The 25,098-nt window shown below is 44.9% G+C and carries 23 protein-coding genes and 1 tRNA gene; 9 read left to right on the top strand and 15 right to left on the bottom strand.

What is annotated here, in order from left to right; all coding sequences use genetic code 11:
* Window positions 1-89: 89 nt before the first annotated feature.
* Window positions 90-1,667: a gamma-glutamyltransferase gene (gene ggt, locus MKZ16_RS06630; protein WP_076107253.1), complete on the bottom strand. Its 1,578-nt coding sequence runs from the start codon at window positions 1,665-1,667 to the stop codon at window positions 90-92.
* A 694-nt stretch (window positions 1,668-2,361) separates the two neighbouring features.
* Window positions 2,362-2,739: a PH domain-containing protein gene (locus MKZ16_RS06625; protein ID WP_036680049.1), complete on the bottom strand. Its 378-nt coding sequence runs from the start codon at window positions 2,737-2,739 to the stop codon at window positions 2,362-2,364.
* Window positions 2,740-3,205: 466 nt separating this feature from the next.
* On the opposite strand from MKZ16_RS06625, the gene MKZ16_RS06620 reads away from it, so the two are divergent.
* Both MKZ16_RS06620 and MKZ16_RS06615 read left to right on the top strand, forming a co-directional pair.
* A complete protein-coding gene (locus MKZ16_RS06620) occupies window positions 3,206-5,167 on the top strand; it encodes an ABC-F family ATP-binding cassette domain-containing protein (RefSeq protein WP_076107255.1) in 1,962 nt (653 codons plus the stop codon).
* Between the two features lie 29 nt (window positions 5,168-5,196).
* On the top strand, window positions 5,197-5,664 hold the full coding sequence (locus MKZ16_RS06615; protein ID WP_036680053.1) for an ASCH domain-containing protein: 468 nt from the start codon (window positions 5,197-5,199) through the stop codon (window positions 5,662-5,664).
* Window positions 5,665-5,765: 101 nt separating this feature from the next.
* Here MKZ16_RS06615 and MKZ16_RS06610 read toward each other — a convergent pair whose 3' ends face one another.
* The 4 genes from MKZ16_RS06610 to MKZ16_RS06595 all read right to left on the bottom strand — a co-directional run bounded on the left by MKZ16_RS06610 (window position 5,766) and on the right by MKZ16_RS06595 (window position 8,162).
* Entirely contained in the window at window positions 5,766-5,918 is a 153-nt protein-coding gene (locus MKZ16_RS06610) for a hypothetical protein (protein ID WP_155288093.1), read from the bottom strand.
* A gap of 202 nt (window positions 5,919-6,120) precedes the next feature.
* Window positions 6,121-6,738, bottom strand: coding sequence for an NUDIX hydrolase (locus MKZ16_RS06605; protein ID WP_076107257.1), 618 nt, complete (start codon window positions 6,736-6,738; stop codon window positions 6,121-6,123).
* A gap of 32 nt (window positions 6,739-6,770) precedes the next feature.
* Complete coding sequence (locus MKZ16_RS06600; RefSeq protein ID WP_076107259.1) at window positions 6,771-7,724, bottom strand: RNA methyltransferase; 954 nt, start codon at window positions 7,722-7,724, stop codon at window positions 6,771-6,773.
* A 42-nt stretch (window positions 7,725-7,766) separates the two neighbouring features.
* Window positions 7,767-8,162, bottom strand: coding sequence for a helix-turn-helix domain-containing protein (locus MKZ16_RS06595; RefSeq protein WP_244886429.1), 396 nt, complete (start codon window positions 8,160-8,162; stop codon window positions 7,767-7,769).
* A 115-nt stretch (window positions 8,163-8,277) separates the two neighbouring features.
* On the opposite strand from MKZ16_RS06595, the gene MKZ16_RS06590 reads away from it, so the two are divergent.
* Both MKZ16_RS06590 and MKZ16_RS06585 read left to right on the top strand, forming a co-directional pair.
* Entirely contained in the window at window positions 8,278-8,961 is a 684-nt protein-coding gene (locus MKZ16_RS06590) for an SDR family NAD(P)-dependent oxidoreductase (protein WP_038569235.1), read from the top strand.
* A gap of 158 nt (window positions 8,962-9,119) precedes the next feature.
* The gene (locus tag MKZ16_RS06585; RefSeq protein WP_036680069.1) at window positions 9,120-10,475 is read left to right on the top strand and encodes a dipeptidase; all 1,356 of its coding nucleotides are present in this window, start codon (window positions 9,120-9,122) and stop codon (window positions 10,473-10,475) included.
* Window positions 10,476-10,777: 302 nt separating this feature from the next.
* Here MKZ16_RS06585 and MKZ16_RS06580 read toward each other — a convergent pair whose 3' ends face one another.
* The 4 genes from MKZ16_RS06580 to MKZ16_RS06565 form a co-directional block, all read right to left on the bottom strand.
* Window positions 10,778-11,668 (bottom strand): cation diffusion facilitator family transporter, encoded by an 891-nt coding sequence (locus MKZ16_RS06580; RefSeq protein ID WP_036680071.1) that lies wholly within the window; start codon window positions 11,666-11,668, stop codon window positions 10,778-10,780.
* A gap of 147 nt (window positions 11,669-11,815) precedes the next feature.
* A tRNA-Gly gene (locus tag MKZ16_RS06575) sits at window positions 11,816-11,889 on the bottom strand.
* A 64-nt stretch (window positions 11,890-11,953) separates the two neighbouring features.
* A complete protein-coding gene (locus tag MKZ16_RS06570; RefSeq protein ID WP_036680073.1) occupies window positions 11,954-14,080 on the bottom strand; it encodes an EAL domain-containing protein in 2,127 nt (708 codons plus the stop codon).
* A gap of 244 nt (window positions 14,081-14,324) precedes the next feature.
* Complete coding sequence (locus MKZ16_RS06565) at window positions 14,325-15,284, bottom strand: aldolase catalytic domain-containing protein (protein WP_170914180.1); 960 nt, start codon at window positions 15,282-15,284, stop codon at window positions 14,325-14,327.
* A 238-nt stretch (window positions 15,285-15,522) separates the two neighbouring features.
* Between MKZ16_RS06565 and MKZ16_RS06560 the strand changes: the two genes are divergently transcribed.
* The 4 genes from MKZ16_RS06560 to MKZ16_RS06545 all read left to right on the top strand — a co-directional run bounded on the left by MKZ16_RS06560 (window position 15,523) and on the right by MKZ16_RS06545 (window position 18,248).
* The gene (locus MKZ16_RS06560) at window positions 15,523-15,765 is read left to right on the top strand and encodes a FeoA family protein (RefSeq protein ID WP_036680093.1); all 243 of its coding nucleotides are present in this window, start codon (window positions 15,523-15,525) and stop codon (window positions 15,763-15,765) included.
* Window positions 15,762-17,774, top strand: a complete 2,013-nt coding sequence (gene feoB / locus MKZ16_RS06555) for a ferrous iron transport protein B (RefSeq protein ID WP_036680095.1) — start codon at window positions 15,762-15,764, stop codon at window positions 17,772-17,774. Before MKZ16_RS06560 ends, feoB begins: the two co-directional genes overlap by 4 nt.
* 44 nt (window positions 17,775-17,818) lie before the next feature.
* Window positions 17,819-17,998, top strand: a complete 180-nt coding sequence (locus MKZ16_RS06550; protein ID WP_038569228.1) for a FeoB-associated Cys-rich membrane protein — start codon at window positions 17,819-17,821, stop codon at window positions 17,996-17,998.
* A gap of 103 nt (window positions 17,999-18,101) precedes the next feature.
* Window positions 18,102-18,248, top strand: a complete 147-nt coding sequence (locus tag MKZ16_RS06545) for a hypothetical protein (RefSeq protein ID WP_176462669.1) — start codon at window positions 18,102-18,104, stop codon at window positions 18,246-18,248.
* Between the two features lie 98 nt (window positions 18,249-18,346).
* Here MKZ16_RS06545 and MKZ16_RS06540 read toward each other — a convergent pair whose 3' ends face one another.
* The 5 genes from MKZ16_RS06540 to leuB all read right to left on the bottom strand — a co-directional run bounded on the left by MKZ16_RS06540 (window position 18,347) and on the right by leuB (window position 23,880).
* Complete coding sequence (locus MKZ16_RS06540; protein WP_143759125.1) at window positions 18,347-19,852, bottom strand: leucyl aminopeptidase; 1,506 nt, start codon at window positions 19,850-19,852, stop codon at window positions 18,347-18,349.
* A 106-nt stretch (window positions 19,853-19,958) separates the two neighbouring features.
* The gene (locus tag MKZ16_RS06535) at window positions 19,959-21,062 is read right to left on the bottom strand and encodes an ATP-binding protein (protein ID WP_036680098.1); all 1,104 of its coding nucleotides are present in this window, start codon (window positions 21,060-21,062) and stop codon (window positions 19,959-19,961) included.
* A gap of 391 nt (window positions 21,063-21,453) precedes the next feature.
* Window positions 21,454-21,861, bottom strand: coding sequence for a hypothetical protein (locus MKZ16_RS06530; protein WP_036680100.1), 408 nt, complete (start codon window positions 21,859-21,861; stop codon window positions 21,454-21,456).
* Between the two features lie 225 nt (window positions 21,862-22,086).
* Window positions 22,087-22,626 (bottom strand): peroxiredoxin, encoded by a 540-nt coding sequence (locus MKZ16_RS06525; RefSeq protein ID WP_036680102.1) that lies wholly within the window; start codon window positions 22,624-22,626, stop codon window positions 22,087-22,089.
* Between the two features lie 171 nt (window positions 22,627-22,797).
* Window positions 22,798-23,880, bottom strand: coding sequence for a 3-isopropylmalate dehydrogenase (gene leuB / locus MKZ16_RS06520; RefSeq protein ID WP_036680106.1), 1,083 nt, complete (start codon window positions 23,878-23,880; stop codon window positions 22,798-22,800).
* A 226-nt stretch (window positions 23,881-24,106) separates the two neighbouring features.
* Between leuB and MKZ16_RS06515 the strand changes: the two genes are divergently transcribed.
* Window positions 24,107-25,087, top strand: coding sequence for an aldo/keto reductase (locus MKZ16_RS06515; protein ID WP_036680109.1), 981 nt, complete (start codon window positions 24,107-24,109; stop codon window positions 25,085-25,087).
* The last annotated feature ends 11 nt before the right edge of the window (window positions 25,088-25,098 follow it).

Raw genomic sequence — 25,098 nt, 5'->3', positions numbered from 1 at the left:
CCTCCTACGACCCCATCAGCAGCTTTTCCATCCATCATTCCACCTATGATTCCTTCAGAGTCCTTCCAATCCTTCCATCACACCTATACCTACCACCCAATCGCCGCACCATCGCAGCGTCGGTCCGTTCCCCCACTGCGGTATCCATTGTCATCTATCGAAATCATGTGAGCGTGACCCATAATCCCATCATAGTCATCTACTTTCCGGACAATATGACCGGCTGCGGCCAAATCTGCCAGCACCTCATCAGCTACCCTGCTCTCCACCTTCAGTTCTTGCGTAGGCTCTCCCCACGTTCTCCCCCACACAAAACGCGGCTCATTCACAGCCGTTTGTGGATTCATGCCATAATGCAGCATCCGTGTGAGCAGCAGGGTTTGAGTCTGTGGTTGACCTTCGCCACCTTGCGTCCCGTACAGAATCGCAGGTTTGCCCTCGCGGCAGGCCATCGCTGGCATCAGTGTGTGGAAGCTGCGCTTATGCGGCTCAAGCGTATTGATGTGCCCGGGGTCCAGCGAAAAAAACGAACCTCGATTCTGCAGCAGAATCCCAGTATCCCCAGCGGCCACGCCCGAACCAAATTCAAAATACAGACTCTGAATAAAAGAGACCGCATTCCCGTCCTCATCCACAACCGCAGCATAAGCTGTATCACTGCCGATAGGCTGACTTGTCAGTTGTGCAGCTTTTTGCATCGAGATGGTAGACGCTAATTGTCCTGCATAACGTTTATCCAGCAGCTGCTCCAAAGGAATAGCACTAAAATCCGGATCTGTAAGCACCCTATCCCGATCGCGGAAGCTTAGCTTCAACGCTTCAACAAGCAGGTGATAATATTCATACGAACCATGCCCGATTGCTTCAAAATTGTAATGTTCCAATAAATTAAGACTCATTAGTCCAGTGAAACCTTGAGAATTAGGCGGCACTTGATATACCGTATGCCCGTGATAATCCGTATGAATCGGCTCGACCCAATCCCCCTGATGATCCGCAAAGTCATCCCGAGTCAAATACCCGCCAGTTGCCAGCATATAGTCACAGATGTCCTCCGCAATCTTCCCCTTATAAAAAGCATCCCGCCCACCCGCCGCCAATGTCCGCAGGGTGGCCGCCAGCTGTTTTTGCTGGAATCGCGATCCAGCACAAGGAATCACGCCGCCTGGCGTGTAAATCGCTGCCGCCTCCGGCGACAGCGCAGAGCCCGCAACAGCCGTGTTATTCCGCTGATCCGGCGACAGCGGAAATCCCTCCAAAGCATAACCAATGGCAGGCTCCAGTACCTCCGCCAGCATAAAGCGGCCATACTTACTCAGTATGGCATCCCAACTGTCCGCCATCCCCGGCACCGTAATGGCGCTGCGAATCCCCCGCCGCGGGATGAAAGCTTCCCCGGCATAGCTGCTTCTGCGGACTCCGTACCCGGAGCGCCCGCTTCCGTTATAGGCCCGAACACGCGCCTCTTGCGTGTTATAGGTCAACCAAAAGGAATCTCCGCCTAGCCCCGTCATATGCGGATATACAACAGCTAGTGTCGCACTGATCGCCACCGCTGCATCAAAAGCATTACCCCCTTTTTCCAACATACGTGCACCAGCAGCCGAGGCTAAATAATGGGGGCTAACTACCATAGTTTTTGTGCCTATTACGGGTTTCTCCGCCATGTTCCGTCCCCCTATCTTTTACGGGTTTCTCCGCTCCGCCATGCCCTTCCCTCTATGTTTTTCGGGTTTCTTCCCCATGCCATTCCTCTACGTTTTACGGGTTCCACCCCTCCGCCATATCCATCCCCCTTAGTTTTTTTACGAGTTTCTCAGCCCATGTCCCAACTCCTTATTTTTTTGCGGCGGGTTTCTCCATCATATTCAATCTCCTATATTCTGCGGCGGGTTCAGCTGCGAACTCCCTATAATTTCTAACTTAATTAGTGTCATTTAACATTACACGAAAATCCTTTGTCAATCGGTTACGCTGAAACGCAAAATAAACCTCTTCTTTTTGTGAGCTATGCACAAATAAGAGGTCATCTTTGTTTAACCTTGTAGATTCACGCCTACGAATATTATAAAATCATTTTAATTACAGGGAGCCGCATACTGCCATGGCGTACTACCGTCACCTTTTGCCGCCATATGGCTGTCTATCTCGGTTATGTCTCTAACCTATTTCCTCCAATAGCTACCTATCCCGAATATGTCTAGTCACCTTTTGCACCCAATGACTACCCATCTCGAATATGTTTAGTGACCTTTTGCCACCAATGGCTACCTATCTCAAATATGTATAGCTGCATCTAACCTTAGTAATCTTAGCCACTTTTAGAGGGGGGCTTGTGCTTTGAAACACCGAATAAACAATTTATTTTAAAATATATTGCGATAACACGGCCTGCACCTCGTAAATATTTACGGATTTATTGAAGGTCTTCTTCACCGGAAGCGTGCTGCTGGAAATGTAGATACATAGCTCCGCATCCAGGTCAAAATGCCCTGCCGTCTCCACGGAATAATGCGAGATGCTTTTGTAAGGGATCGAATGATATTCTGTTTTCTTGCCCGTCAGACCTTGTTTATCCACCAGAATAAGCCGCTTGTCCGTAAAAATGAACATATCTCTAATCAGCTTATAGGCGCGTTCGATTTTCTCCTGAGGAGCAAGAATTTGTGCGTATTCCCGCTGGACCTCCGTAAGATTTACTTGTGATGCATTGCCCATTAATCCGTCAAAAAGTGCCATATCTCTTCCTCTTTTCATCCGTTAAATTTAGCCACTTGCCCCCCACTACAGAACCATATTATTCTATTTTTCATATTCTATGCTGTGTAAAAATACTCTCTGACATCTTTTTACTTGCTTATTTTCTGATTTTTGATTACACTGTCATTAAATTTACTAAGAGAGGGGTGTGGAAGGAATGGATCACAATTGGACCAACAGTGTTATGAGTCGGCTACCTAAAGCGATAGCTGGCATTGCTCATGTAAATGGCGATAACGGGAGAAGTCTGTCCATTTGTATGAATTTAATAACACTACACAATTGTGAAATGCCTTTCCTGCCATCACCCGGACGGATCAGTTAACCGGAGAATGATAAGGCCGTGGGGAAATTTCCCTACGGTCTTTTTTTATGGTTTTTTACAGGATTTCGGAGCCATTTAGGGTACTGGCGGTGCGAAGGGCATTCTTAAAGGAGAATATATATGATCATCCAATGCCAAAATGTTCAAAAATACCACGGGGCACAACTCGTGCTGAATAGCATTACCTTCGATATCCGCCAAGGGGAAAAAATTGGCCTGATCGGCCGTAACGGCTGTGGCAAAACGACACTATTCCACCTGCTGAACGGGGAGGAACGCCCCGATGAAGGGCAAATCTCAATACGCAAAGGCAGCGTAGTAGGTCTGTTAGCTCAAATTCAAGAAGTTAACGAAAAAGAAACCGTATATGATGTTCTGCAGCGCAGCTTTGCCGAACCTTTGCAATGGCAGCACCGCCTGCGGGAGCTTGAGCTGGAAATGTCCAGCTTTAACAGCGGAACGGATGAAATCCTCTGGAATCGGCTGCTGAAAGAATATGGCAGCTTGCAGGATAAGTTCGAGGCCGCCGGAGGTTACGAGATCGAATCCTCTATTCAGCGCGTAGCCTCGGGTCTCGGGATTGGAACCGGACAATACAGCCGATTGTTCGCCTCTCTTTCAGGAGGAGAAAAAACAAAAGTCGGACTTGCGGAGCTGCTGCTGCGCCGTCCAGACATCCTTCTATTGGATGAACCAACCAATCATCTCGATATGAACGCCATTGAATGGTTGGAGCAATTTTTACAGAGTTATGATGGAACAGTGCTTGCGATCTCCCATGACCGTTACTTTCTGGACGCTGTAGTCAAGAAAGTGATCGAGATTGAGGATGGCGAGGCCTTTACCTTCCATACCAACTACAGCGGCTACCAAGTGGAGAAGGAAACACGACTTCTTCAACAATTTGCCGATTATCAAGAGCAGCAGAAAAAAATAAAACAAATGCAGGAAAGCATCAAACGTCTCATTGAATTTGGCAATCGCGGGACACCTCCTAACCCTTCCTTTTACCGGAGAGCAGCATCCATGCAAAAAGCACTGGATCGTATGGTGAAGGTTAAACGTCCTATTCTGGAGCGTAAATCGATGGATTTGCAGCTACAGCAAAATGACCGTTCCGGTAATCAGGTTGTCATTTTGGAGGATATCGGAAAAGCATATGGTCAGCGAAGCCTTTTCGCAGAGGCAAACGAAGTGCTTCGCTACGGAGAGACTACGGCACTCATCGGCGGTAACGGGGCAGGTAAAAGTACACTTTTAAGAATTATTTTAGGGCAGGAAACCCCGGACAGCGGAAGCTGTACACTCGGCTCAAGAACTGTGGTCGGCTACCTCGCACAAGAGGCTGTTCCTGAAAATAACAAACAGTCTGTACTCCGCTACTTCCGCGAAGAAGCTGGACTTGAAGAAGGTGAAGCACGCGGGCAGCTTGCACGTTTCCTATTTTATGGTCCCGATGTATTCAAAGACATTACGAATCTGTCCGGTGGTGAATGGACCCGCCTGCGTTTCGCTGTACTAATGCATCGCAAGCCAAATCTGCTGATTCTGGATGAGCCGACCAATCATCTGGACATAGATTCTCGTGAAGCACTCGAAGAAGCATTAGAGGAATTTCCAGGCACGGTTCTGGCGGTATCTCATGACCGTTATTTCATCAATCGCCTATTTCACAAACTATGGTCCATTGAAGACGGGCGGTTTGGAGTGTTCAACGGAAACTATGAATATTACAAGGAAAAACAAGCTGAAAAGGCATTACTAGCTCCCTCTTTTGCGGATCAAGCTAAACCTGTCTCTGCAGAACGAACAAGTTCACGCCCTGATAAGCCTCAATCTAACGATTCAGGGAAAGAAACCAACGCTAAATCCACCAGTTCCCGTAGGAAAAACACCACCTTCGACTGGGAAACGGCCATTGCAGAGGTAGAGGAACGCCTTGGCGTGATCGATGCTAAGATGTTAGATCCCCTGATCAGCAGCGATGCAGCTGAACTTGCTGAGCTGCAACAAGAACGTGATGCGATACAGGAGCAGTTGGATGAGCTCTATACAGGATGGATGGAGACAACTGGTCTATAGAATAGATTGATCTATAAGGAGATGAGCATATGAGCAACAAAGAGAAGATTAAGTTATTGTGGAAAGAATACACCCAGCTTCATCCACAAACAGCGGATAACTATGACGCCTGGGCCTTTGGTGACAGTCCCCAGATGGCCGATGAACTGCTCGATCTGGTGATTCGTGGGATCAAGACAGGAACTGCTTCAAATTATGATATATTTGAAACTTGTGACGAGACGTTTCCGCAAGTTGGCGGTCACAGTATCGTGCTGGATGGATCTGGTGATCCGCGGGCAATAATTGTTACTACAGATGTACAAATTATACCTTTTGATGAGGTTAGCGCTGAGTTTGCCTATACTGAAGGAGAAGGTGACCGGACGCTTAAGTCATGGCGTCATGATCATGAGCAGTTCTTCACCAGAGAATCCTTAAAATTCTTAAACAAACCCTTTGATCCAAAGATGAAAGTTGTTTGTGAGAACTTTAGAGTGGTATATACAAAAGACTAAGATCTTCAGAAAACGCAAAAGGCTGTCTCTTCCACAAGGAAGGGACAGCCTTTTGTGTATACTATAAAATCAACAGAATTAGATCCTCATTAATTTATGGTTTAGTGCCAAAATCCCAAAATCCAGCCAATAACAGAGATCCATAACGGAATGCTGATTAAAATACCCCAAACCAGCCCAGTGGCAATATTGCCTTCTGCAGGACGCACCACATTTTCCTGTTTCAATGGAATGCTCAATTCTTCTTGTTCCATGCGATCCCCTCCTAAAATATCTTATCGTCACAGTAGAGGAAAAAATGTAGACCGCTCGACCCAAAAAATTAAAATTTTGAATTTTGGTAGATATAAAGGCTCAGCGGCCAAACCGTTGTAAGTGCTTACATATTAGTTATTAACCAAATTTTGAATAATTAAAAACTTAAATTTGCGGAAGTCATACAGTATATGCAGATTCTTAGTCCAATATTACTACTTTTTCCGGATTTCGTAAATATTCAAACATCGTCCGAATCTGTGCCTCTGTATTCCGCTCTGCTGAAAGCTCAGGCAGCTTATCTTCAGCAAAAAACGAAACTTCGCTTGTCTCTACCCCTTCCATTGCCTCTCCGCCCACGATGCGGCATAAAATAAAGAACTTGTACACGTGATAAGGCTCCGGCGGATGGCTATGAAATTTCTTATCCAGTACAGCCAGTAAGCGAACTGCTTCTGCCTCAAAACCCGATTCCTCTTTGATTTCTTTCACAACAACTTCGCTCGGCGACAGCCCAATGTCCCCCCAGCCACCAGGAAGCGCCCAATTCCCGTCCAAATTCTCGCGAACAAGTAGAATTTTATCCTCCCGGAATACAACACCACGGACATCAACTTTTGGGGTAGCATAACCCCCTTCACCCGCAAAGGAGAGTCTAATTCTCTCCTTGCTTTCGAAGGTATAATTAGCGAGGATATCTACACTGAGCTCCCGCAAAGCTTGATACCGTTCTATATCATAAACATCCTTAGCATAAGTTAATCCAGTCTGTGCGATGGCCTGAATTTCTTTGGCCCACGTTAACCACTTCTGCTCCATTGCTGCACCCCTTTTTCGGTACCTGATTAGGATTACTGGCAAAGCATTAAATGACGCGAGAAGGCTCCTTTTTTAGCTTCACAACGGTCTATGATTGTAAATCCAGCTTCAGTGATCATCTCGTCCATCGGTTCAATCGCAACGATAACCACCCGATCTGCAATCCGGCGCGCATTCACTAGAATCGCGAACTGCTCCTCAGGTGTAATACTAGAATATAGATTATATGGCATATCTACAATGGCTACATCGTAATGATCAGTGATATCCGCAATATCCCCGAGCGTAACCTCACTGGTGAATCCAAAATGGGCAATATTTGTTCTCGCACCGATAGCAATCATAGGGTTAATATCACGTCCAACCATATCGATTCCCATTGACAAGGCTTCTACCATTACAGTTCCAATACCGCAGCAAGGATCTATAGCACGTATACCTTCAGGATTCGGAATAGCCATATTAACCGCGGCACGGGCAACACGTGTACTAAGCGCGATAGAATAGCTGCGTGGCTTCTTCATTTGGCGGAACCAAGTTGCCTTGTTTTTATGATAAGATCCGAAGTACCAGCGTCCACCCAGCGTAACAATGCCGTATACCAGCTCCGGATGGTTAACATCCGCTTCTCCTTCAATCCGCAACCCAATTTCCCGCTCGATCACTCTGCGCTCATCATACTCTATTTTGTCTGAAGGGCCCAGATCGTTGGTCTTCACAAAAATAACCTTAAACGTCTTGCCGCCAAGCTCCACCTGCTCCGTTTGATCATAAATCTCAGGCAGACTGTCCCCTTCATACATTACATCTATCCGCTCTTTAATGAAGGGACTGCGGCTGACATCCACCTCAACCTCACTCTTAAAAAGAACAGTCGGCACCTGCTCACCAAAAAGACATCGCAGCTCCATCTGACACAGCGATAACTCGTCCTCTGAACAGGTGTAAGTATAAATAAATGTGTTTGTTCCACTTTCCTTATGCAATATAATCCATCCTCTATCCCAGTGAATTGTTCTGCTGTCTTGTTACTCCTGTGTGTCGTGCTGGTGGTCATAATCTATACGCGCTTTGGCGATCTTCCCATTGTTTTTGTTGACCCAGTCCACAAGCGAGGTTAAAGGTCCCAACAATGATTCTCCTATGCTCGTCAGACCGTATTCCACAGTCAATGGGACTGTAGGCGTCGCTTTACGCCAAACTAATCCATCCCGTTCCAAATGGCGCAGGGTCTGGGTCAGCATCCGTTGTGATATCCCTCCAGAGCGCCTTTGCAACTCTTTGAACCGCAAAGCTTCAGCACCTAAATTGACTATGATCAGTACACTCCATTTATCTCCGACCCTGTCCAGAATCTGGCGGGTAATGGAGCAATCCTCCAGCATCGGCATGAACCGGGTGGGTTCTTCCTTTGAATGTTCCAACTGTGGTTACCTCCATGTAACTTAAGCATGTAATAGTGCCTTCTTGTCCCTCAAGCCTATTCAGCTTATCATGGTTACTGTTAGTAATCAACAACCGGAAAGGAACTAATAAATCATGAAAAAGACCATTGCCATCATAGGTGCTGGACCCGGCTTAGGACTCTCAATCGCCAAAAAATTCGGAGCCAACGGATTTCAAGTGGCATTAATCTCTCGAAATGAAGAGAAGCTGAACACCCTTGTTCAGGAACTGCAAGCACTGAATATCGAGGCTGCTGCTTTTCCTGCCGACGTATACAATAAAGAACAAGTAGCCACAGCCTTCGATAATATCAAGAAAAAATACGGCTTTATCGATGTGCTCGAGTTCAGCCCGACAAGTGGAAATTACCCTCCTACTCCTGCTTCACAAGTAACAGAAGAAAATGCACAGGATGCCTTTCAGGCACTGGTTGTAGCCGCTATCCGCAGCGTAGCACAGGTCTTGCCTGAGATGCTGGAGAAACGCAGCGGCGCACTGCTGTTCACAACCGGATTGTCCTCCATCTATCCCATGCAGATGATGGGTAATGTAGGCATTGCGCTTAGCGGATTAAGAAACTACGCACTTAACCTGCATGCAGATTTGGCTCCACAAGGAATCTATGTAGGTCATTTAGCACTTGGTGTATTCATTAAACCCGGCACCGCTACAGATCCAGGACTCATCGCTGATGTTTGGTATGAGATGTATATGAACAAAAGCAAAGCTGAGGATACTTTTCCCCAAGGTGTGACACCGGCTACAATCATCTGGTGAGAGGTTTGCCCCATCGCTTTTGATCCATAGTGAGTTCTCCAGTATAATGGTTCCTATAGAATGCTAAACAAGACGGTCACGCATGGCCAATAAGCTTATGCCCAGGCGCTTACAAAGCCGGTTTTGCGCAGCAAAACTTAAGGAGGTACATACTCACTATGTCATACGAAACGTATTTTTCAACCCACCGGGATGAACATCTCGAAGAACTAAAACAATGGCTCAGAATTCCAAGTATTTCTGCCTTATCTGAACATAAGGACGATGTACTGAAGGCAGCCCATTGGCTGACAGACACCCTGAAAAAAGCCGGACTTGAGAACATTGAGTTGCATCCGACAGCGGGACATCCCGTTATATATGCCGATTATCTTCATGCTCCAGGCAAACCAACTATTCTCGTGTATGGTCACTACGATGTACAACCAGTAGATCCATTAAACCTATGGACCACACCTCCATTTGAACCAGAGATTCGTGATGGCAAGCTTTATGCACGCGGAGCAACAGATGACAAAGGACAAGTATTCGTTCACCTCAAAGCCATTGAGGCGATCCTGAAACAAGAAGGTACTCTTCCTGTGAATCTCAAGCTTTGCATCGAAGGTGAAGAAGAAATCGGCAGTGTGAATCTGCCTCCGTTCCTTGAAGCCAATAAAGAAAAGCTCGCTGCGGATGCGGTGTTAGTCTCCGATACATCCCTATTGGAACGCGGTCGTCCTGCCATCTGCACTGGGCTACGTGGTCTAGCTTCCCTTGAAGTTGATGTAACTACCGCTTTGACAGACCTGCACTCTGGTTCTTACGGCGGTGGCGTTCCGAATGCATTGCATGCCCTAGTATCTTTGCTAAGCTCGCTTCATGACGACAAAGGACGCGTATCTGTAGACGGATTCTATGATGGCGTTCCTGAACTTTCCCCAATGCTGCGGGAAGAATTCGTGAAGCAAGGTGTGAATGAAGATAAAATCCGCGAAGGTCTTGGATTGGAATCGTTATACGGAGAAGAAGGTTATTCCTTTGTAGAACGGATTGGCGCTCGTCCTACGCTTGAGCTTAACGGCGTATACGGCGGTTTCCAAGGGGAAGGCAGTAAGACGGTTATCCCTAAAGAAGCACATGCGAAAATTACCTGCCGCTTAGTTGGCGATCAGGATCCACAGCATATCCTCGATGCCGTTGAAGCACATCTGAAGGCTAATATTCAGACCGGAGCGAAAGTGCATGTTAAGCAAATGGAGAAGGCACGTGCCTTTAACATCGATCCGTCGAATCCTATTCTGCAAACTGCAGCAGACGCATATGGCAAAGTATATGGAACCCGTGCCCTCTTCACCAAAGACGGAGGCTCCATTCCGATCATGGAGAGCTTCTCCCGTGTGCTGGAAGCACCTGTCGTTCTGATGGGCTTTGGTCTCGATGATGAGAACCTGCATGCACCGGATGAGCATTTCAACCTGGAGAACTTCGACAAGGGATTACTCACCATTGTTGAGTTCCTAAAGACTGTTTAAGATACACAAGCTACAAACAAATAAAGCCAGGTTCCCTAAGTTGGGAGCCTGGCTTTTTAGTATGCGGCCAAACAAAAGAGCATCATTGCTTAGTCCATTTATAAAACCACCATACCATTGCTATCACCATTATTATTAAAAGAAAAATCAGGCTTTTAACTGAGCTACTTATTATTAAAGGTCTTAAATAAGCGATCATTATCCGTCCCCCATATAGAATGAATATAAAAGAGATATAATCACCATATCACTTAATACAAAATATTGAAATAGCAGAGAAACTCTGTGAGTAATCACCATTATTACCCTTCATGTAATACCGGTTTGTTAGCCAACTGTTCATGTTCGGGTTCAATGTGAATCAACACCTGGGCACGTTCAAATATGCCTTGAATGGCTAGTTCAATTTCGTCGCATAATTGATGCGCAGTAGCAACACTCATTTTAGAAGGAATCACAAGATGAAAGTCGACATACTCTTCTGGACCAGATCGGCGGGTACGAAAATCATGAAATTCAATATATCGCCCTTGAAATAACTTTATGACATGTAATATTTCATTTTCTTCTGCCTCAGTTAATCGTGCATCCAACAGCGGAGGAAATGACTCCTTTAGAAGCTTATAGGCTTCACCCATAATATACAGAGCCAACACAATCCCAATGACAGGGTCGAGTATCGTCCATCCAGTGAGGGTAACCAATAATAAACTGAATGCAACACCCAAAGAGGTGAAAACATCCGTAAGCAAATGCAGAGCATTCGATTTCATAGCCACAGAGTGAAGTTCGTCTGCCTTCTTTTTAACCTTGCGTGAAACCATATAATTGATCCCCGCTCCGACCACCATCACAATAATGCCCAAAAAGGGAAGTTCGATCGCGGTTGGATTCATTATTTTATGAACACACTCATCTATAATCCAGAATCCAGCTACAAAAATAAGCAACGTTTCAATCGTCCCTGAGATATTCTCCACTTTGCCATGACCATAAGGATGAGTTTTATCCGCAGAACGACTTGACCATCGGACCGAGAAAAAAGCAATCAACGAAGCAACTAAATCTAAGGAGGAGTGGATCGCTTCCGAGATAATTGCTACTGAACCTGTAAGTACTCCGACTATAAGCTTTAAAGAAACGATAAATGTATTGCTAAGTACAGATAGGAACGCAATCTTTGCACCATTCAAAATTTTCACAACCTTTTCTTAAAAGTACGCTATATTAAAGTTTTTCCATTAGGCAAATAGTATAAACAAAAAAAATCCCACCAACCAATATAGGCTGATGGGATATAAAAAAAACCTTGCATCGCAAGGATTTGGAAGTTTGAATTATGGAGCGGGTGATGGGAATCGAACCCACGCTATCAGCTTGGAAGGCTGAAGTTCTACCATTGAACTACACCCGCACTAGAAAGTGAATACAAGAGTTATTGTATCATCTCTACAAGTAAAAATCAACATTTTTTTAGTTTACAGGGAAGCGCCGAGGGGTGCCTTTTTTAAAAATATCGCCTCAAACTCTGCTGGTTGAATAGGTTTGCTGAACAGAAATCCTTGAGCTTCATGACAATGCTGCTCCCGCAGAAATTGCAGCTGCTCCTTGTTCTCCACACCCTCAGCCGTAACCTTCAGCTTCAAATGATGCGCCATAGAAGTGATTGTAGAGACTATAGCAGCATTGTTGCTGTCCTCCATAACCTCTGATACGAACGACCTGTCAATTTTCAATCTGTCGATCGGCATGTTCTTTAGATAATGCAGGGAGCTGTAGCCTGTACCAAAATCATCAATACTGATGAAGACACCAAGCTCTTTCAGACGTTTCAGCTGATCAAAGGCTGTTTCTTTATCCAAGGTCATACTCTCAGTAATCTCAAGGTCGACATAACACGGATCTAATCCAATGTCGGTTAAGATGGTATGAATCCTCCCTGCTAGATTGGGCTGAAGGAATTGCCGCATAGATAGGTTGATGGAGACGCAAATCGGCACATAGCCGGCCAGCTGCCATTTTTTATTCTGCAGACAAGCTGTTTTGAGTACCCATTCCCCAATCGGAACAATGAGTCCACTCTCTTCAGCTAACGGGATAAATTCCGCAGGAGAGACCAGACCACGCTTCGGATGATTCCAGCGGAGCAGAGCTTCCATTCCTACGATCTCTTCCGTCTCCAGCAAAACCTTTGGCTGATACACCAGAAAGAATTCATTGCGTTCAAGCGCTCTGCGGAGGTCATTTTCCAGCTTTAGACGTTCCTTTGCTTTCATCTGCATGGCTGGGATATACCTGCGAATCTCTACTCCCTGTTCCTTGGCATTATGTACAGCCGTATCAGCATTCTGAATTAGATGTTCCGCAGTTTCACCGTCACCGGGATAAATACTTAACCCCATACTAAGCGAAATATGGTACTCCCCCGACTCTAAGGCAATAGGTACCTCAAACAATCGATGCAGCTCCGTAGCTCGAACCAAACATTCTCCAAGACTTGCTCTCTCCATCATAAGAAAAGCGAACTCATCTGCCCCCATACTATAAAGCTCTTCAGTAGATTTGGCCTCATTCACAAGCCGCTCAGACACCAGCTTCAATAAATGGTCTCCGGCAAAATGGCCCAGGGAGTCATTTATATTCTTGAAATGATTAATATTCATAATAGCTAACGCTGAGAATTTATCGCTCGTTTTCTTCTCTCCAGCAATAATCATCTCTTCTACACGCTGCGTCAGACGACGTCTATTGGGAAGTCCCGTTAAATCATCATGATAGGCTAAATAATTGATCCGTTCCTCAGCCAACTGCTTTTCGTAAAAGGGTTCTTCAATCGTCAGACGATATACTCCAGTAAGAAGCAAATAGTATGCAACACCGCTACACACCATTCCAAAAAGATCATCTATATTGCCACTACTGAATGGACTCATAAAAAAGGCTTGGCCCAAAGAGAAAAAGATAAGTGCTCGAATAATAATAAGCAGGGAGGCTGACTTTTCACTTTTTTCAGGAAATACAATAACTGCAACACCTGCCAAGTAAACAAAAAGAACTGCCAAATCAGCAATCTGCTTCAAAGGATTCATCCAAGGTTTAGTTAAAAACTGAGGCAACGCCGAGTGGCTGAATATAAACAAAACAATGGAAAGCACAATCAGCATGAAGGCTATTCTAAACAACTTTCTTTTTTCAGAGACAGACACGGGCTTATCTTCCCTGCTAAAAATAAACAACATTCCTAAACCGCTGATTAGTCGTGAGAGGGTTCGCAGCCACAACGATTCTTCAAAAGTTATGAATGATGAAATCAACGGGATGCCCACAAAACCCAGTGTATGCAAAAAATCAATAATACATATTCCACCAAAAAGAGCAGCGGCATATAATCTTCCTTTAGATAATCTGCTAGAGAAGAATAACCAGCCCTGTGCAAATATTGCAAATCCAAAAGCAACATTACAGCAGCCGACAATGAGATAGAGAGAAGAAATAATATCCCAATCGTCCAATCGGTTAAGCGATGTATGGAAAATTTGAATTAAAAGGAACAGCAAGGCGCCTACAGCAGCTGCTTGAATTGTCTTTTTCTCTTCTTGTCTCATAAGTCCCTCGCGTCTGAAAATAATATCTATTAATTAACATTCAAGTATAGTTATGTCCTACGTATAAATATCGGCGGGATAGGACTTTTAAGTTACATTTCTTTTATCGGCATTCAAATGGAAGGCGCGTTTATAAGTTATATATTCATAAATCTTGCATAAATATAAACCATTTTCTGCTAGCAGGCAACCAAAAAAGCACTTCCCCCTACGAAAGGGTTCAGTGCTTCTAAGAAACTCAGGTTTATTTGTCACCAAAGGTTACTTCTGGTGTTGTAAGCTTATCAAAAAAATCAACGGATTTATCCTTGTCTGCAGATGCACGAAGTGCCATTGCTGAACGTGGATGCTCATCAAGTGTACCTGTGATCATATAAGGAATAATATAGCCCCACTCCTCTTTCTCACGCAAAGGAATCATCAGGCGTTCAATAATATCAAGCACAGGGCGCAAGGAGTAACGTGTATTCTTCAAATGAGTTACTAACAGCTCTGTAGGGCAATTTCCTGCAGCTCGTCCCATCCCATAACAAGAAGCATCCAGTAACTCTACACCATTCTCAGCAGCAATCAACGTGTTGGAGAACGCCAACTGAAGATTATTGTGAGTATGTACGCCTAGACGTTTGTTTGGCAGATGTGTCTTGAACTTCTCAACCAGATAATTCATGTCATTGTGATCCAAGCTGCCGTATGAATCTACAATATATACCACATCAACAACGCTCTCACGGATCATTTCAAAAGCTTCCAACAATTCATTCTCCATAACATTAGACAAAGCCATAATGTTGATCGTTGTCTCATAGCCTAGATCATGGAAAGTTTGTACCAATTGGAGGGCTTTCTCTACATCTTTGCTGTAGCATGCCACACGAATCAAATCCAGCATACTTTCGCTGCGGGGCAAAATATCATTCTCATCCACGCGACCGATATCAACCAAAGCAGATAGCTTGGTGTGACCTTTTTGCGGAATCACTTTACGCAGGAAATCATCGTCCAGAAAACGCCATGGTCCGGCACCCTCTGCTCCTTTGAGCAATTTTGGTGAATTTTTATAACCGATTTCCATATAATCAACACCAGCTTCATTCAAGCCGGCATATAAGTTTTGTACAAATTCCACACTAAAATCCCAGTTGTTCACTAGGCCCCCATCTCGGATGGTGCAGTCAACAATCTTACATTGATTAGTCTTCATAATTATCTCCCTTCAACTATTGCAATCATTATAACCGCGAATATAGCTTTACTATGCAATTTATATCGTATAATCATACTTTAATGAAGAATAAAATGTAAAGGAATTTCATCTTCTTCTCCTTAATGCTATTACCACATCGTGTCAGCGACAATGATCACAGTAAATAAGCCCTAAAAATGCTACATTACAAGAAAATCATTGAGATTGATTATCAGTCTCTTTTGGAGGGATAAAAATGGCTTCTACCTCTTGCTCATTGCTGCGACTACAACCGGGTTCGACCGGATATATTCATAAAATAGAAGGAATCAATCCTATCCTACGCCGTCGTCTGGCTGATCTTGGAGTGTCCGAGGGTGTGAGCATTCGCCTGAAAGGAAAAGGACCTTTTTTAGGACCTATTACCTTAGAGTGCAATGGACAACTGTTCGCCATCCGCCGGAAGGAAGCTTCATTGATTGAGGTGAACGTGTCTTGAGTTCAATAGCTCTTGTAGGTAACCCCAATACAGGTAAAACCTCTCTTTTCAATACGTTAACCTCCTCATACGAATATGTTGGTAACTGGTCAGGGGTAACTGTAGAAAAGAAGATCGGCAGCCTGAAGAACGGCGCTGGCAAGCTCATTGATTTGCCGGGCATCTATTCCTTGCACCCACTCTCACGCGATGAGGGGGTTGCTGCCCAGTATCTAATAGAAGAATCTCCAGAAGCCTTAATTAATATCGTGGATGCTTCACAGCTGGAACGAAATCTGCTGCTCACGCTTCAATTACTTGAGTATGGCAAACCTACCTTACTCGGACTGAATATGATTGACGTCGCTAATGCACGTGGAATTCGCATCAATCATGAAGTCTTACAATCACGACTGGGTATAACTGTCCTCCCGCTTGTTGCAAGAACGGGAAAAGGCTGCGCACAAGTCCTCAGTATTTTAGAGAAATCCTCTGCGATTCCCGCTGTAAAGTTCAAGTTGAACTACGGTGAGATTGTAGAGCATGCGATATCTTCTATAGAAAAGGAATTACTTCCTATCAAGGACTTACCCAATCACCGCTGGATTGCTTTACAGCTTATGGAGCAGAATCCGGTTATTCTTCATTTTCTGAAGACACGTATGGACACCACCCGCCTGCTAAACATCTGTGAATCCTGTCAGAGTGAGCTACAGATCAAAAAGCTGGCCCTGACGCTCCCCCAATGGATTCGCTCACAGCGGATGGATTATATCCACTCCATTTGTGAGGTTGTACTTGATACAACAACGCAGAAACCTCATAACTTAACAGAAAGATTAGATTCCATATTGACGCATCGTTTTCTAGGACTGCCCTTATTTATCTTCTTTATGTATGCTCTCTTTAAGACCACATTTGACTGGGTCGGCGGACCTCTATCAGATCTCCTCGATGGCCTGATCTCCGGACCGATTAGTGATGGAGCCAATTCCCTGCTCCAGACGCTTGGAGCATCCAGCTTCACGCATGCCCTGATTGTCGATGGATTAATTAGCGGTGTAGGTGGCGTCCTCGTCTTTGTCCCGCAAATCTTCATTCTCTTCCTGATCATTTCCTTCTTGGAGGATTCAGGATACATGGCTCGGGTTTGCTTATTAATGGACAGCACCATGGAACGTATGGGACTAAACGGAAAAGCATTTATTCCATTCATCATTGGCTTCGGCTGCAATGTACCTGCCATAATGGCGGCGCGCAGCATCGAACAGCCCAAAGACCGCATGCTGACCACCTTGCTAATGCCGCTGATGTCCTGTTCTGCGAGACTGCCTGTTTACGCTTTATTCGCAGCTGTGTTTTTTCCGGCGCAAGAGGCCGTAGCAGTTCTGTCCATGTATGTGATGGGTATTGTGTTTGCTCTGATTCTTTGTAAGGTATTCTCTAAATATTTATTCAAAAATGAATCCTCAGTTTTCATGATCGAGCTTCCACCTTATCGTATGCCGCAGATCAAGACCTTATCGCGCAGCACTTGGGAAAAGGGCAAGGGTTTCCTGCGAAAAGCTGGAACTATTATTCTTGCAGGCTCAGCAATTATTTGGTTTATGTCTTATGCCGGTCCTGGCGGGTTTGATGTGGACATGGATCACAGCTTCCTGGCTAAGTTTGGGGGTATGATCGCACCGCTACTGGCACCGCTTGGTTTCGGAACATGGCAGGCTGGCTCTACGTTGGTTCCGGGATTTTTGGCAAAAGAGGTAGTAGTCTCTACCATGAATATCATCTATCATGCACCAGATGCTGCTGGTTTAGAAAATCAAATCTCTCAAGTCTTCACACCGCTAAGTTCGATCAGCTTCATGGCCTTTATCCTGCTTTATATTCCTTGTTTGGCTACTGTAGGGGTTATCAAAAAAGAAACAGCGTCTTGGAAATGGACCTTCTTCTCCATGGGGTATTCTCTCGTTCTGGCGTATATCGTATCTTTAATTATTTTTCAAGGCGGACGGTTATTAGGATGGTCGTAGACTTGTAAATTATAAGATTCTCATGATGAAAGTGGGGTACCATTATGATAAATGTTGTGATTGTCGCCTTAATTTTCGGTTATTCTGGCTGGACCATCTATCGACATGTGCAAAAGGGAAAGCAGGGCGCTTGTGCAGGCTGTGATAAAGGAAAAAGCTGCTCGGCAGCATCGATGGATTCCCCGCTTTCTTGTTGTTCAACACCGGTTAACAACAAGAAGTAGGCTTGTAAAATGGGCAATAAATAGTGATTTATCGTTTAGCCTCCTTAACTAACGGGTATGTTTGTTATAAGCAACTACAGACAATACCAAGGAGGTAATTCCTATGAATACCAAAAAGACATTATTTACAACGGTCGCATTGGGAGCAGCATATTTACTGAAGAATAAGGGAACTCGCGATAAAATTATGAACGGCATTCAATCTTACACTTCCCAATCGAAGGCCAAAAAATCCAGTGGTACTGTTTAAGCTTCTGCTCTTGGATTTCAATAAAGGGGTGTTCCCTAAACCAGACTCTGGTTTAGGGAACACCCCTTGTTGTTTAGAACGGACAGCTCCCCGGATGTTTAGATCTCGCTTTCGCTCAGCAGCCACTGAATGATAGAACGAACCATGACACCTGTTGCTCCCTTAGGATTAACTCCACGTTCTTTAGATACATATGCAGTGCCAGCAATGTCTAGATGAATCCATGGCAAGCCCTCAGCAAACTCACCTACAAATAATCCGCCTGTAGTAGCTCCACCATATCTTCCAGCAGTGTTACGGATATCGGCAACCTCGCTCTTTAGCATTTCACGAAATTCCGGGTATGCCGGAAGCTGCCAGACCTTTTCCCCTGAATAGCTTGAAGCGGCCAGAAATCGCTCCAGAAACGCTTCATCATTAGTTACAGCACCTGTTGCTATATCTCCCAAAGTGGACAACACAGCGCCTGTCAGCGTAGCTACATCGATAATACGTTTCGCTCCCCATTCCCGAGCATAAGTCAGCGCATCTCCCAGGACAATTCTGCCTTCAGCGTCGGTATTCAACACTTCTATCGTTCGTCCGCTCATGGAGGTAATAACATCTCCAGGCTTAAAAGCATTGGCGGATGGCATATTCTCCGCAGAAGGAATAACCATAACGACATTAATTCGTGGACGTAAGCGGCCAAGCGCCTCCATTACTCCGAGTACAGCCGCTGCCCCTCCCATATCACTAATCAGCTCTTCCATACCTGGTGCTCTTTTTAAGGAGATCCCGCCGGTGTCAAAGGTAACTCCCTTCCCTACAAGCCCCACTACGTTATCCCAATTCCCTGTCCCCTGATAACGGATGACGATCATTCGTGGAGGGTTTACACTTCCTTTTCCGACTGCGAGCAATCCGCCCATTCCTTTTTGCTCAATTTCCCGTTCATCCAGCACCTCAGAAGGAAAGCCATATCGCTCAGCAACCTCTATAGCGGCCACAGCAAGGTCTGAGGGGGTCAATAGATTACCAGGCATGTTGGTCAAGCTCCGCGCCAAATTCGTGGCCTCACCGAAAGCTAGCCCCTTCTGAATGCCTTGAGTCCAATCCCGTCCGGCATTACCCTCTAATTTCTCTTTTATAGTGAAAACAACTGCTGTTGGGCCTGTATAAAAAGACTGCACCTGCTTATAGGTAGCCCGACGATAGGAACCTAGCATTAGCCCCTCCGTCAGCGCATAAGCAATAGAAGTCACATCCTTCTCTACGGTAAGCTCCTGTAATTTGTCCGGCACTTCAAATACCAGCTTGAGCGCCTTCAAACGAAGCGCTGCACGGGCTGTCTGAGCCCCCATTTGCCTTAGATCCTCAGTCGTGAGAAGTTGGTCCCCCCTGCCAACCAAAATAACAACAGGACAACCAGATGAATTCTCAGCAGGTAGTACATAAGTCTGATTAAGCTTGCCTTTAAATAAACCCGTCTTTCCCAATAGGCGAATTCTGTCATCCCATCCTTCGGAAAAGCCTCCATTCTCGACCTCAGACTCAGAAATAATAAGGATAAGGGCATCACCCTGCACATTGTTGGCAACACCACTGTTGTATTCTATATTCATTGTGATTACCTCCATTTGTTTCCCAAAACCAACACCCATTGTAACATAACAAAGGCTGATCTCTGCATCTGTATTATCCGCAGGGATCAGCCTCTTATTACTTATTCTAATGGATTAATGGCAAAGAGATCACAAAATGAGTACCCTCGTTAACTCTGCTGCTAACAGAAATGCATCCGCCATGATTTTTGATGATGCGGTCACTTACGGAAAGACCCAATCCTGTACCATTCTCTTTGGTAGTAAAGAAAGGATTAAATAACCTGTCCAGTGTACGAATATCCATTCCTTTACCGTTGTCAGATATGAACATACGGACCTCAGAGCCTTCTCTGCGGGCACCAACCTCGATTTTCCCCATCGAATCATCTTCTCGATCCGCTACAGCCTCCATTGCATTTCTAATCATATTAAGCACGACTTGCTTCATCTGTTTGACATCGCCAGAAATCACCATGTCCTCTTGAAGAGGATGAAGATTGATCTGGCAGCCTTTCATTAAAGCTTCGCTCTCTGTAAGGAGAACAACCTCCTTGAGCAATGCCGACACGGGTATCATCCCCACCTGCGGAACTGACGGCTTAGAGGAGGACAGAAATTCATGGATTATATCGTTCGCACGATCGATCTCGGCCAATATAATCTTGGCATATTCCTCTTTCCCCAGTTGGTGCAAGTATGGATGAAGCAGTTGAATAAATCCCCGGATCGCGGTCAACGGATTCCGGATTTCATGGGCAATAGATGCGGATAATTTGCCTAGCATAGCTAAGCTATCGTTCTGGTAAGCCGTTTGTTCGATTAACTTATAATCCGAGATTTCCTTGACAGTGAACAAATAACAGCCTTTCATTTGCTCTCCGCAGCATAAAGTAACCTTCCAGTAACGGCCATACTCGTCTAGAAACTCATAATTTGATTTTCCTTTGTATACCATCTCTCTGTAGCTCTGCAGTACTTGTTTTTTCTTGGAACGGCTCAGTCGAACATTAGACAGCAGATGGGAAAATGTGCAGCCCACAAGAGAGTGACGGGTAAGCTCGAGCATCCCGTACATTTGCTTATTTACAAAACTTATAACTCCCTCTTCATCAAAAAGCATGATTCCGCTGTCAATATTCTCTAGAACATCCTCGTATGTAGTATCCACAGGTCCAGTTTGATAGGTTCTTCCCGGTAATAGAAGACTTTCTTGATATTGGCTAATCACGATACGAAGTTCCCCCTTTTACTGCATTTGACGAAGACGCTTAAGCGACATCAAATTACTATGTATTTGAGTGTATGACGAAGCCGCCAGAACATTCGGTAATCGTTGCACTTTTTCCAACCGGTTCAATTATATTCCAATCATATCCAAGAGAACTAGACAACGCAATCGGAGAAACTGTCGAATGGTAAAAAAATTCATAAAATGATTCCAAAGACATATGAAACATCACATCAAATTATATTTATCGCTATTTATTCGCCTAAATGATTTAAAAAAATCTAAAAAGGATCACGAAAAACTAAAAAGGATTATAAAAAGCTAAAAAGCCCCCGCGATTGCGGAGGCTTACATGGAAAAATGGGGCATGCCCAAAAAATTAGTAATAAACTTATGCCTTTTGTTGCAGGCGTAGACGGCGCTGACTCATCACAGCTAACCTTTTTTTCAATTCCCGTTCCCACTTGGTATCCTCGATCTGTTTGGCTACAGCTAGCAGATCAAGCGCCATATCGATTTGATTGCGTACAACGGCTAGAGGATCTTCACTCTCGACGTTAATGACGTTCTCGAAAATTGCAGTTTCGTCTTCCATGACATAGTCCTGAAAGTCCACGTCGGTAACACCATCTCCATGTGCATATTCCGCTAAGATCTCATATTCATTCTCGACCTTGTAGTGAACCTCCACACGATGACATACCGGACAAAAAAGCAGGGGAACATTATGGACTTGCGTGCGATAATGTTTTAGGGTCCCCTTTGTTCCTACCATACTCGCTCCACAGCAAAAGCTCATATTTGTTCGCCCTCCTTAGAAATAACCCTTTGATTGTTTATTATTGTATTACATTACCCCAATGGAGATTCCTCCACTCGAGGACATAATATAACTTTTCGCGCCTATTTTCAAATCTATTTAGATATACAAGATCTTTTGGTGCAAAAAACCCCCTTACAGAAAATTTTCTGCAAGGAGGTAGAAATCAGAATATCAAAGATCACTATGATAACGGTCTAAAATTTACAGATTCTTATCGCCCGGCTTCCAGTTCATTGGGCATAAACCACCAGATTGCAAGGCTTGCAGAACACGAAGAGTTTCTTCCACACTGCGGCCTACATCATTGTGGTTAACGACTTGATATTTCAATTCGCCTTCAGGATCAATAATGAACAAGCCACGCAATGCGATACCTTCTTCTTCAATCAGAATGCCATAGTCTTTAGAGACTTGTTTCGTAATATCAGCTGCAAGCGGGAAATTCAAACGACCCAGGCCGTTGGAATCCTTAGGGGTATTAATCCAAGCTTTGTGGCTGTGGATCGAATCGATGCTTGCGCCGAGAATCGCTGTATCAAGTGCTTCAAACTGTGCTGCTGCGTCACTGAGAGCTGTGATTTCAGTTGGACATACAAATGTGAAATCAAGCGGATAGAAGAAGAATACAAGCCATTTGCCACGATAATCAGACAAGCTTACTTTACCAAAATCCTTACCATCACCTGATACGGTTTCCATAGTAAAATCGGGAGCCGGTCTACCTACTAAACGTTCCGCCATTGCTAGAATCCTCCCTCTGATTATGTAAGAAAAAATACCATTTGTATCTCTCAATATACTGAAAAATGCTGAAATAGATAATATCTTGTCTACTTAACAAATGGTATCATCGCACAAAATCAAAGTCAAGATTAGATCAATTATTTATTTATAATTATTATAAATAGAAGATTAGGCTTTGCGGATTGCTGCAACAATCAGGTCGCCCATTTCAGTTGTACTGATCGCTTTGCTCTTATCCACGGCGATATCACTTGTACGGTGTCCTGCATCCAATACTGCAGCAACTGCCGCTTCGATTGCAGCAGCAGCATCCTCATAACCAAAGGTTAAGCGGAACATCAGGGCCAGCGACAAGATTGTTGCGATCGGGTTCGCAAGCCCTTGTCCGGCAATATCAGGAGCAGAGCCGTGAACGGGCTCGTAGAGACCATAGTTGCCGTCACCCATCGAAGCTGAAGCAAGCATACCGATAGAACCTGTCAGCATAGCAGCCTCGTCGCTCAAGATATCACCAAACATGTTCTCAGTAACGATAACGTCAAAGCTAGATGGACGGCGCAGCAGCTGCATTGCGCAGTTATCAACCAGTACATGCTCTACCTCTACCTCCGGATATTCTGGAGCGATCTTATTCACAACCTCACGCCACAAACGTGAAGTTTCAAGTACATTCGCTTTATCAACACTCGCCAGTTTATTACGGCGCTTGCCGGCAATCTCAAAAGCTTGGCGGACAATTCGTTCTACTTCCATTACGTTATACACACAGGTGTCCACAGCTTCTTCACCATGTTCTCCTTGACGGCGCAATTTATCTCCGAAGTAAATCCCGCCAGTCAGTTCGCGAACTACCATAAGATCTGTGCCTTCCAGGACTTCAGGCTTCAAAGTCGAAGCATCCTTAAGACAGTCAAATACGACAGCTGGACGCAGGTTGGAGAACAACCCCAGTGCTTTGCGAATTCCAAGCAGTCCGGTTTCGGGACGAAGCTCCTTTGGATTATTATCCCATTTTGGTCCACCAACAGCACCCAATAACACAGCATCTGCGCTACGACAGATTTCAAGGGTATCTTCCGGCAGCGGAGTGCCCTTCTCGTCTATAGCAATACCGCCAAATAATGCATGCTCTGTTTCAAAAGCATAACCGAATACTTCTTCTGTTACTTTTAATACTTTTTCCGCTTCTGCTACAACTTCTGGTCCAATACCGTCCCCTGCGATTACGGCGATTTTTTTAACTTCACTCATCTCAGTCACTCCTCAAGTTTTCTGCTCTAACAGACATAGTTCTTCTTTATATTGTTGTATCATACCCAGTCGTAAAGGACAAAGATATAGATTCTATTGAGCTGATAGGTATAGCCTATAAATAGAGAGGATCAGACCACTACCGTCAATGCTGAGCATATTTGCTCTTAGTTCTGAAGATGTTTACAATTAATATGAAGTCATCTATCAAAGGAGTGAATGCGAAGTGCAATATGCAAAGCTTGGCAAATCCGGCATGAAGGTCAGTCGCCTATGTCTAGGAACGATGAATTTTGGCCCGCAGACGGATGAAAAAGAAGCCTTCCGCATCATGGACGCTGCACTGGATGCAGGTGTTAATTTTTTTGATACCGCTAACATTTACGGCTGGGGCGAAAATTCTGGCCTGACTGAAACCATTATCGGACGCTGGTTTAAACAAGGCGGCGGGCGGCGGGAAAAGGTTGTACTAGCCACCAAAGTTTATGGAGCCATGAATGATAACCTTGATGGTCCTAATGATGAAGAAGGATTATCCTCATATATCATTCGCCGCCATCTTGAAGGGTCCCTGCAGCGTCTTCAGACCGATCATATTGAATTGTACCAGATGCATCATATAGACCGCAGTACGTCCTGGGAAGAGCTCTGGGGGGCTTTCGAGCTGGCTGTGAGTCAAGGCAAGATTGGTTATGTCGGTTCCAGTAACTTTGCAGGCTGGGATATCGCCATAGCTCAACAAGAAGCAAAGGCTCGTGGTTTTCTTGGACTAGTCTCAGAGCAGCATAAATACAGCCTGACCTGTCGGCTTCCTGAACTTGAAGTTTTGCCAGCCGCTCGCCATCTGGGGCTAGGTATTATTCCTTGGAGCCCACTCGATGGAGGTCTGCTCGGAAGAAATGCACTCAAAAAAATAGAGGGCAGCCGGAGTGGCGGAAATGCAGATCGTGTAGAGCAGCACAAGAGCCAGCTTGAGGCTTTTGCCAGCTTATGTATGGAGCTGGGAGAACCACAGGATAATGTCGCTCTTGCTTGGTTACTGGCTAATCCTGCTGTAACTGCTCCAATTATCGGCCCCCGCACCCTGGAGCAATTTGAGAGTGCGCTGCGCAGTCTTGAGATTGTGCTAGATGAAGCTGTGCTTAAACGACTAGATGAAATATTCCCTGGACCCGGCGGTGAAGCCCCTAAAGCGTATGCTTGGTAGGTAAGTTCTAT

The sequence above is a fragment of the Paenibacillus sp. FSL R5-0928 genome (assembly GCF_037970385.1).
GTDB lineage: Bacteria > Bacillota > Bacilli > Paenibacillales > Paenibacillaceae > Paenibacillus_AQ > Paenibacillus_AQ odorifer.
Note: the sequence above shows the minus strand (reverse complement) of the source record. Positions and strands in the feature narration are given on the sequence as shown.

What these genes read in the sequence shown, in the direction of transcription:
- MKZ16_RS06620 (WP_076107255.1), top strand. Translation starts at nt 3,206, where the DNA reads ATGATCATCCAATGCCAAAATGTTCAAAAATACCACGGGGCACAACTC.
- MKZ16_RS06610 (WP_155288093.1), bottom strand. Translation starts at nt 5,918, where the DNA reads ATGGAACAAGAAGAATTGAGCATTCCATTGAAACAGGAAAATGTGGTG.
- ggt (WP_076107253.1), bottom strand. Translation starts at nt 1,667, where the DNA reads ATGGCGGAGAAACCCGTAATAGGCACAAAAACTATGGTAGTTAGCCCC.
- leuB (WP_036680106.1), bottom strand. Translation starts at nt 23,880, where the DNA reads ATGAGTGAAGTTAAAAAAATCGCCGTAATCGCAGGGGACGGTATTGGA.
- MKZ16_RS06585 (WP_036680069.1), top strand. Translation starts at nt 9,120, where the DNA reads ATGTCATACGAAACGTATTTTTCAACCCACCGGGATGAACATCTCGAA.
- MKZ16_RS06550 (WP_038569228.1), top strand. Translation starts at nt 17,819, where the DNA reads ATGATAAATGTTGTGATTGTCGCCTTAATTTTCGGTTATTCTGGCTGG.
- MKZ16_RS06560 (WP_036680093.1), top strand. Translation starts at nt 15,523, where the DNA reads ATGGCTTCTACCTCTTGCTCATTGCTGCGACTACAACCGGGTTCGACC.
- MKZ16_RS06605 (WP_076107257.1), bottom strand. Translation starts at nt 6,738, where the DNA reads ATGGAGCAGAAGTGGTTAACGTGGGCCAAAGAAATTCAGGCCATCGCA.
- MKZ16_RS06540 (WP_143759125.1), bottom strand. Translation starts at nt 19,852, where the DNA reads ATGAATATAGAATACAACAGTGGTGTTGCCAACAATGTGCAGGGTGAT.
- MKZ16_RS06570 (WP_036680073.1), bottom strand. Translation starts at nt 14,080, where the DNA reads ATGAGACAAGAAGAGAAAAAGACAATTCAAGCAGCTGCTGTAGGCGCC.
- MKZ16_RS06565 (WP_170914180.1), bottom strand. Translation starts at nt 15,284, where the DNA reads ATGAAGACTAATCAATGTAAGATTGTTGACTGCACCATCCGAGATGGG.
- MKZ16_RS06525 (WP_036680102.1), bottom strand. Translation starts at nt 22,626, where the DNA reads ATGGCGGAACGTTTAGTAGGTAGACCGGCTCCCGATTTTACTATGGAA.
- MKZ16_RS06625 (WP_036680049.1), bottom strand. Translation starts at nt 2,739, where the DNA reads ATGGCACTTTTTGACGGATTAATGGGCAATGCATCACAAGTAAATCTT.
- MKZ16_RS06590 (WP_038569235.1), top strand. Translation starts at nt 8,278, where the DNA reads ATGAAAAAGACCATTGCCATCATAGGTGCTGGACCCGGCTTAGGACTC.
- MKZ16_RS06530 (WP_036680100.1), bottom strand. Translation starts at nt 21,861, where the DNA reads ATGAGCTTTTGCTGTGGAGCGAGTATGGTAGGAACAAAGGGGACCCTA.
- MKZ16_RS06545 (WP_176462669.1), top strand. Translation starts at nt 18,102, where the DNA reads ATGAATACCAAAAAGACATTATTTACAACGGTCGCATTGGGAGCAGCA.
- MKZ16_RS06615 (WP_036680053.1), top strand. Translation starts at nt 5,197, where the DNA reads ATGAGCAACAAAGAGAAGATTAAGTTATTGTGGAAAGAATACACCCAG.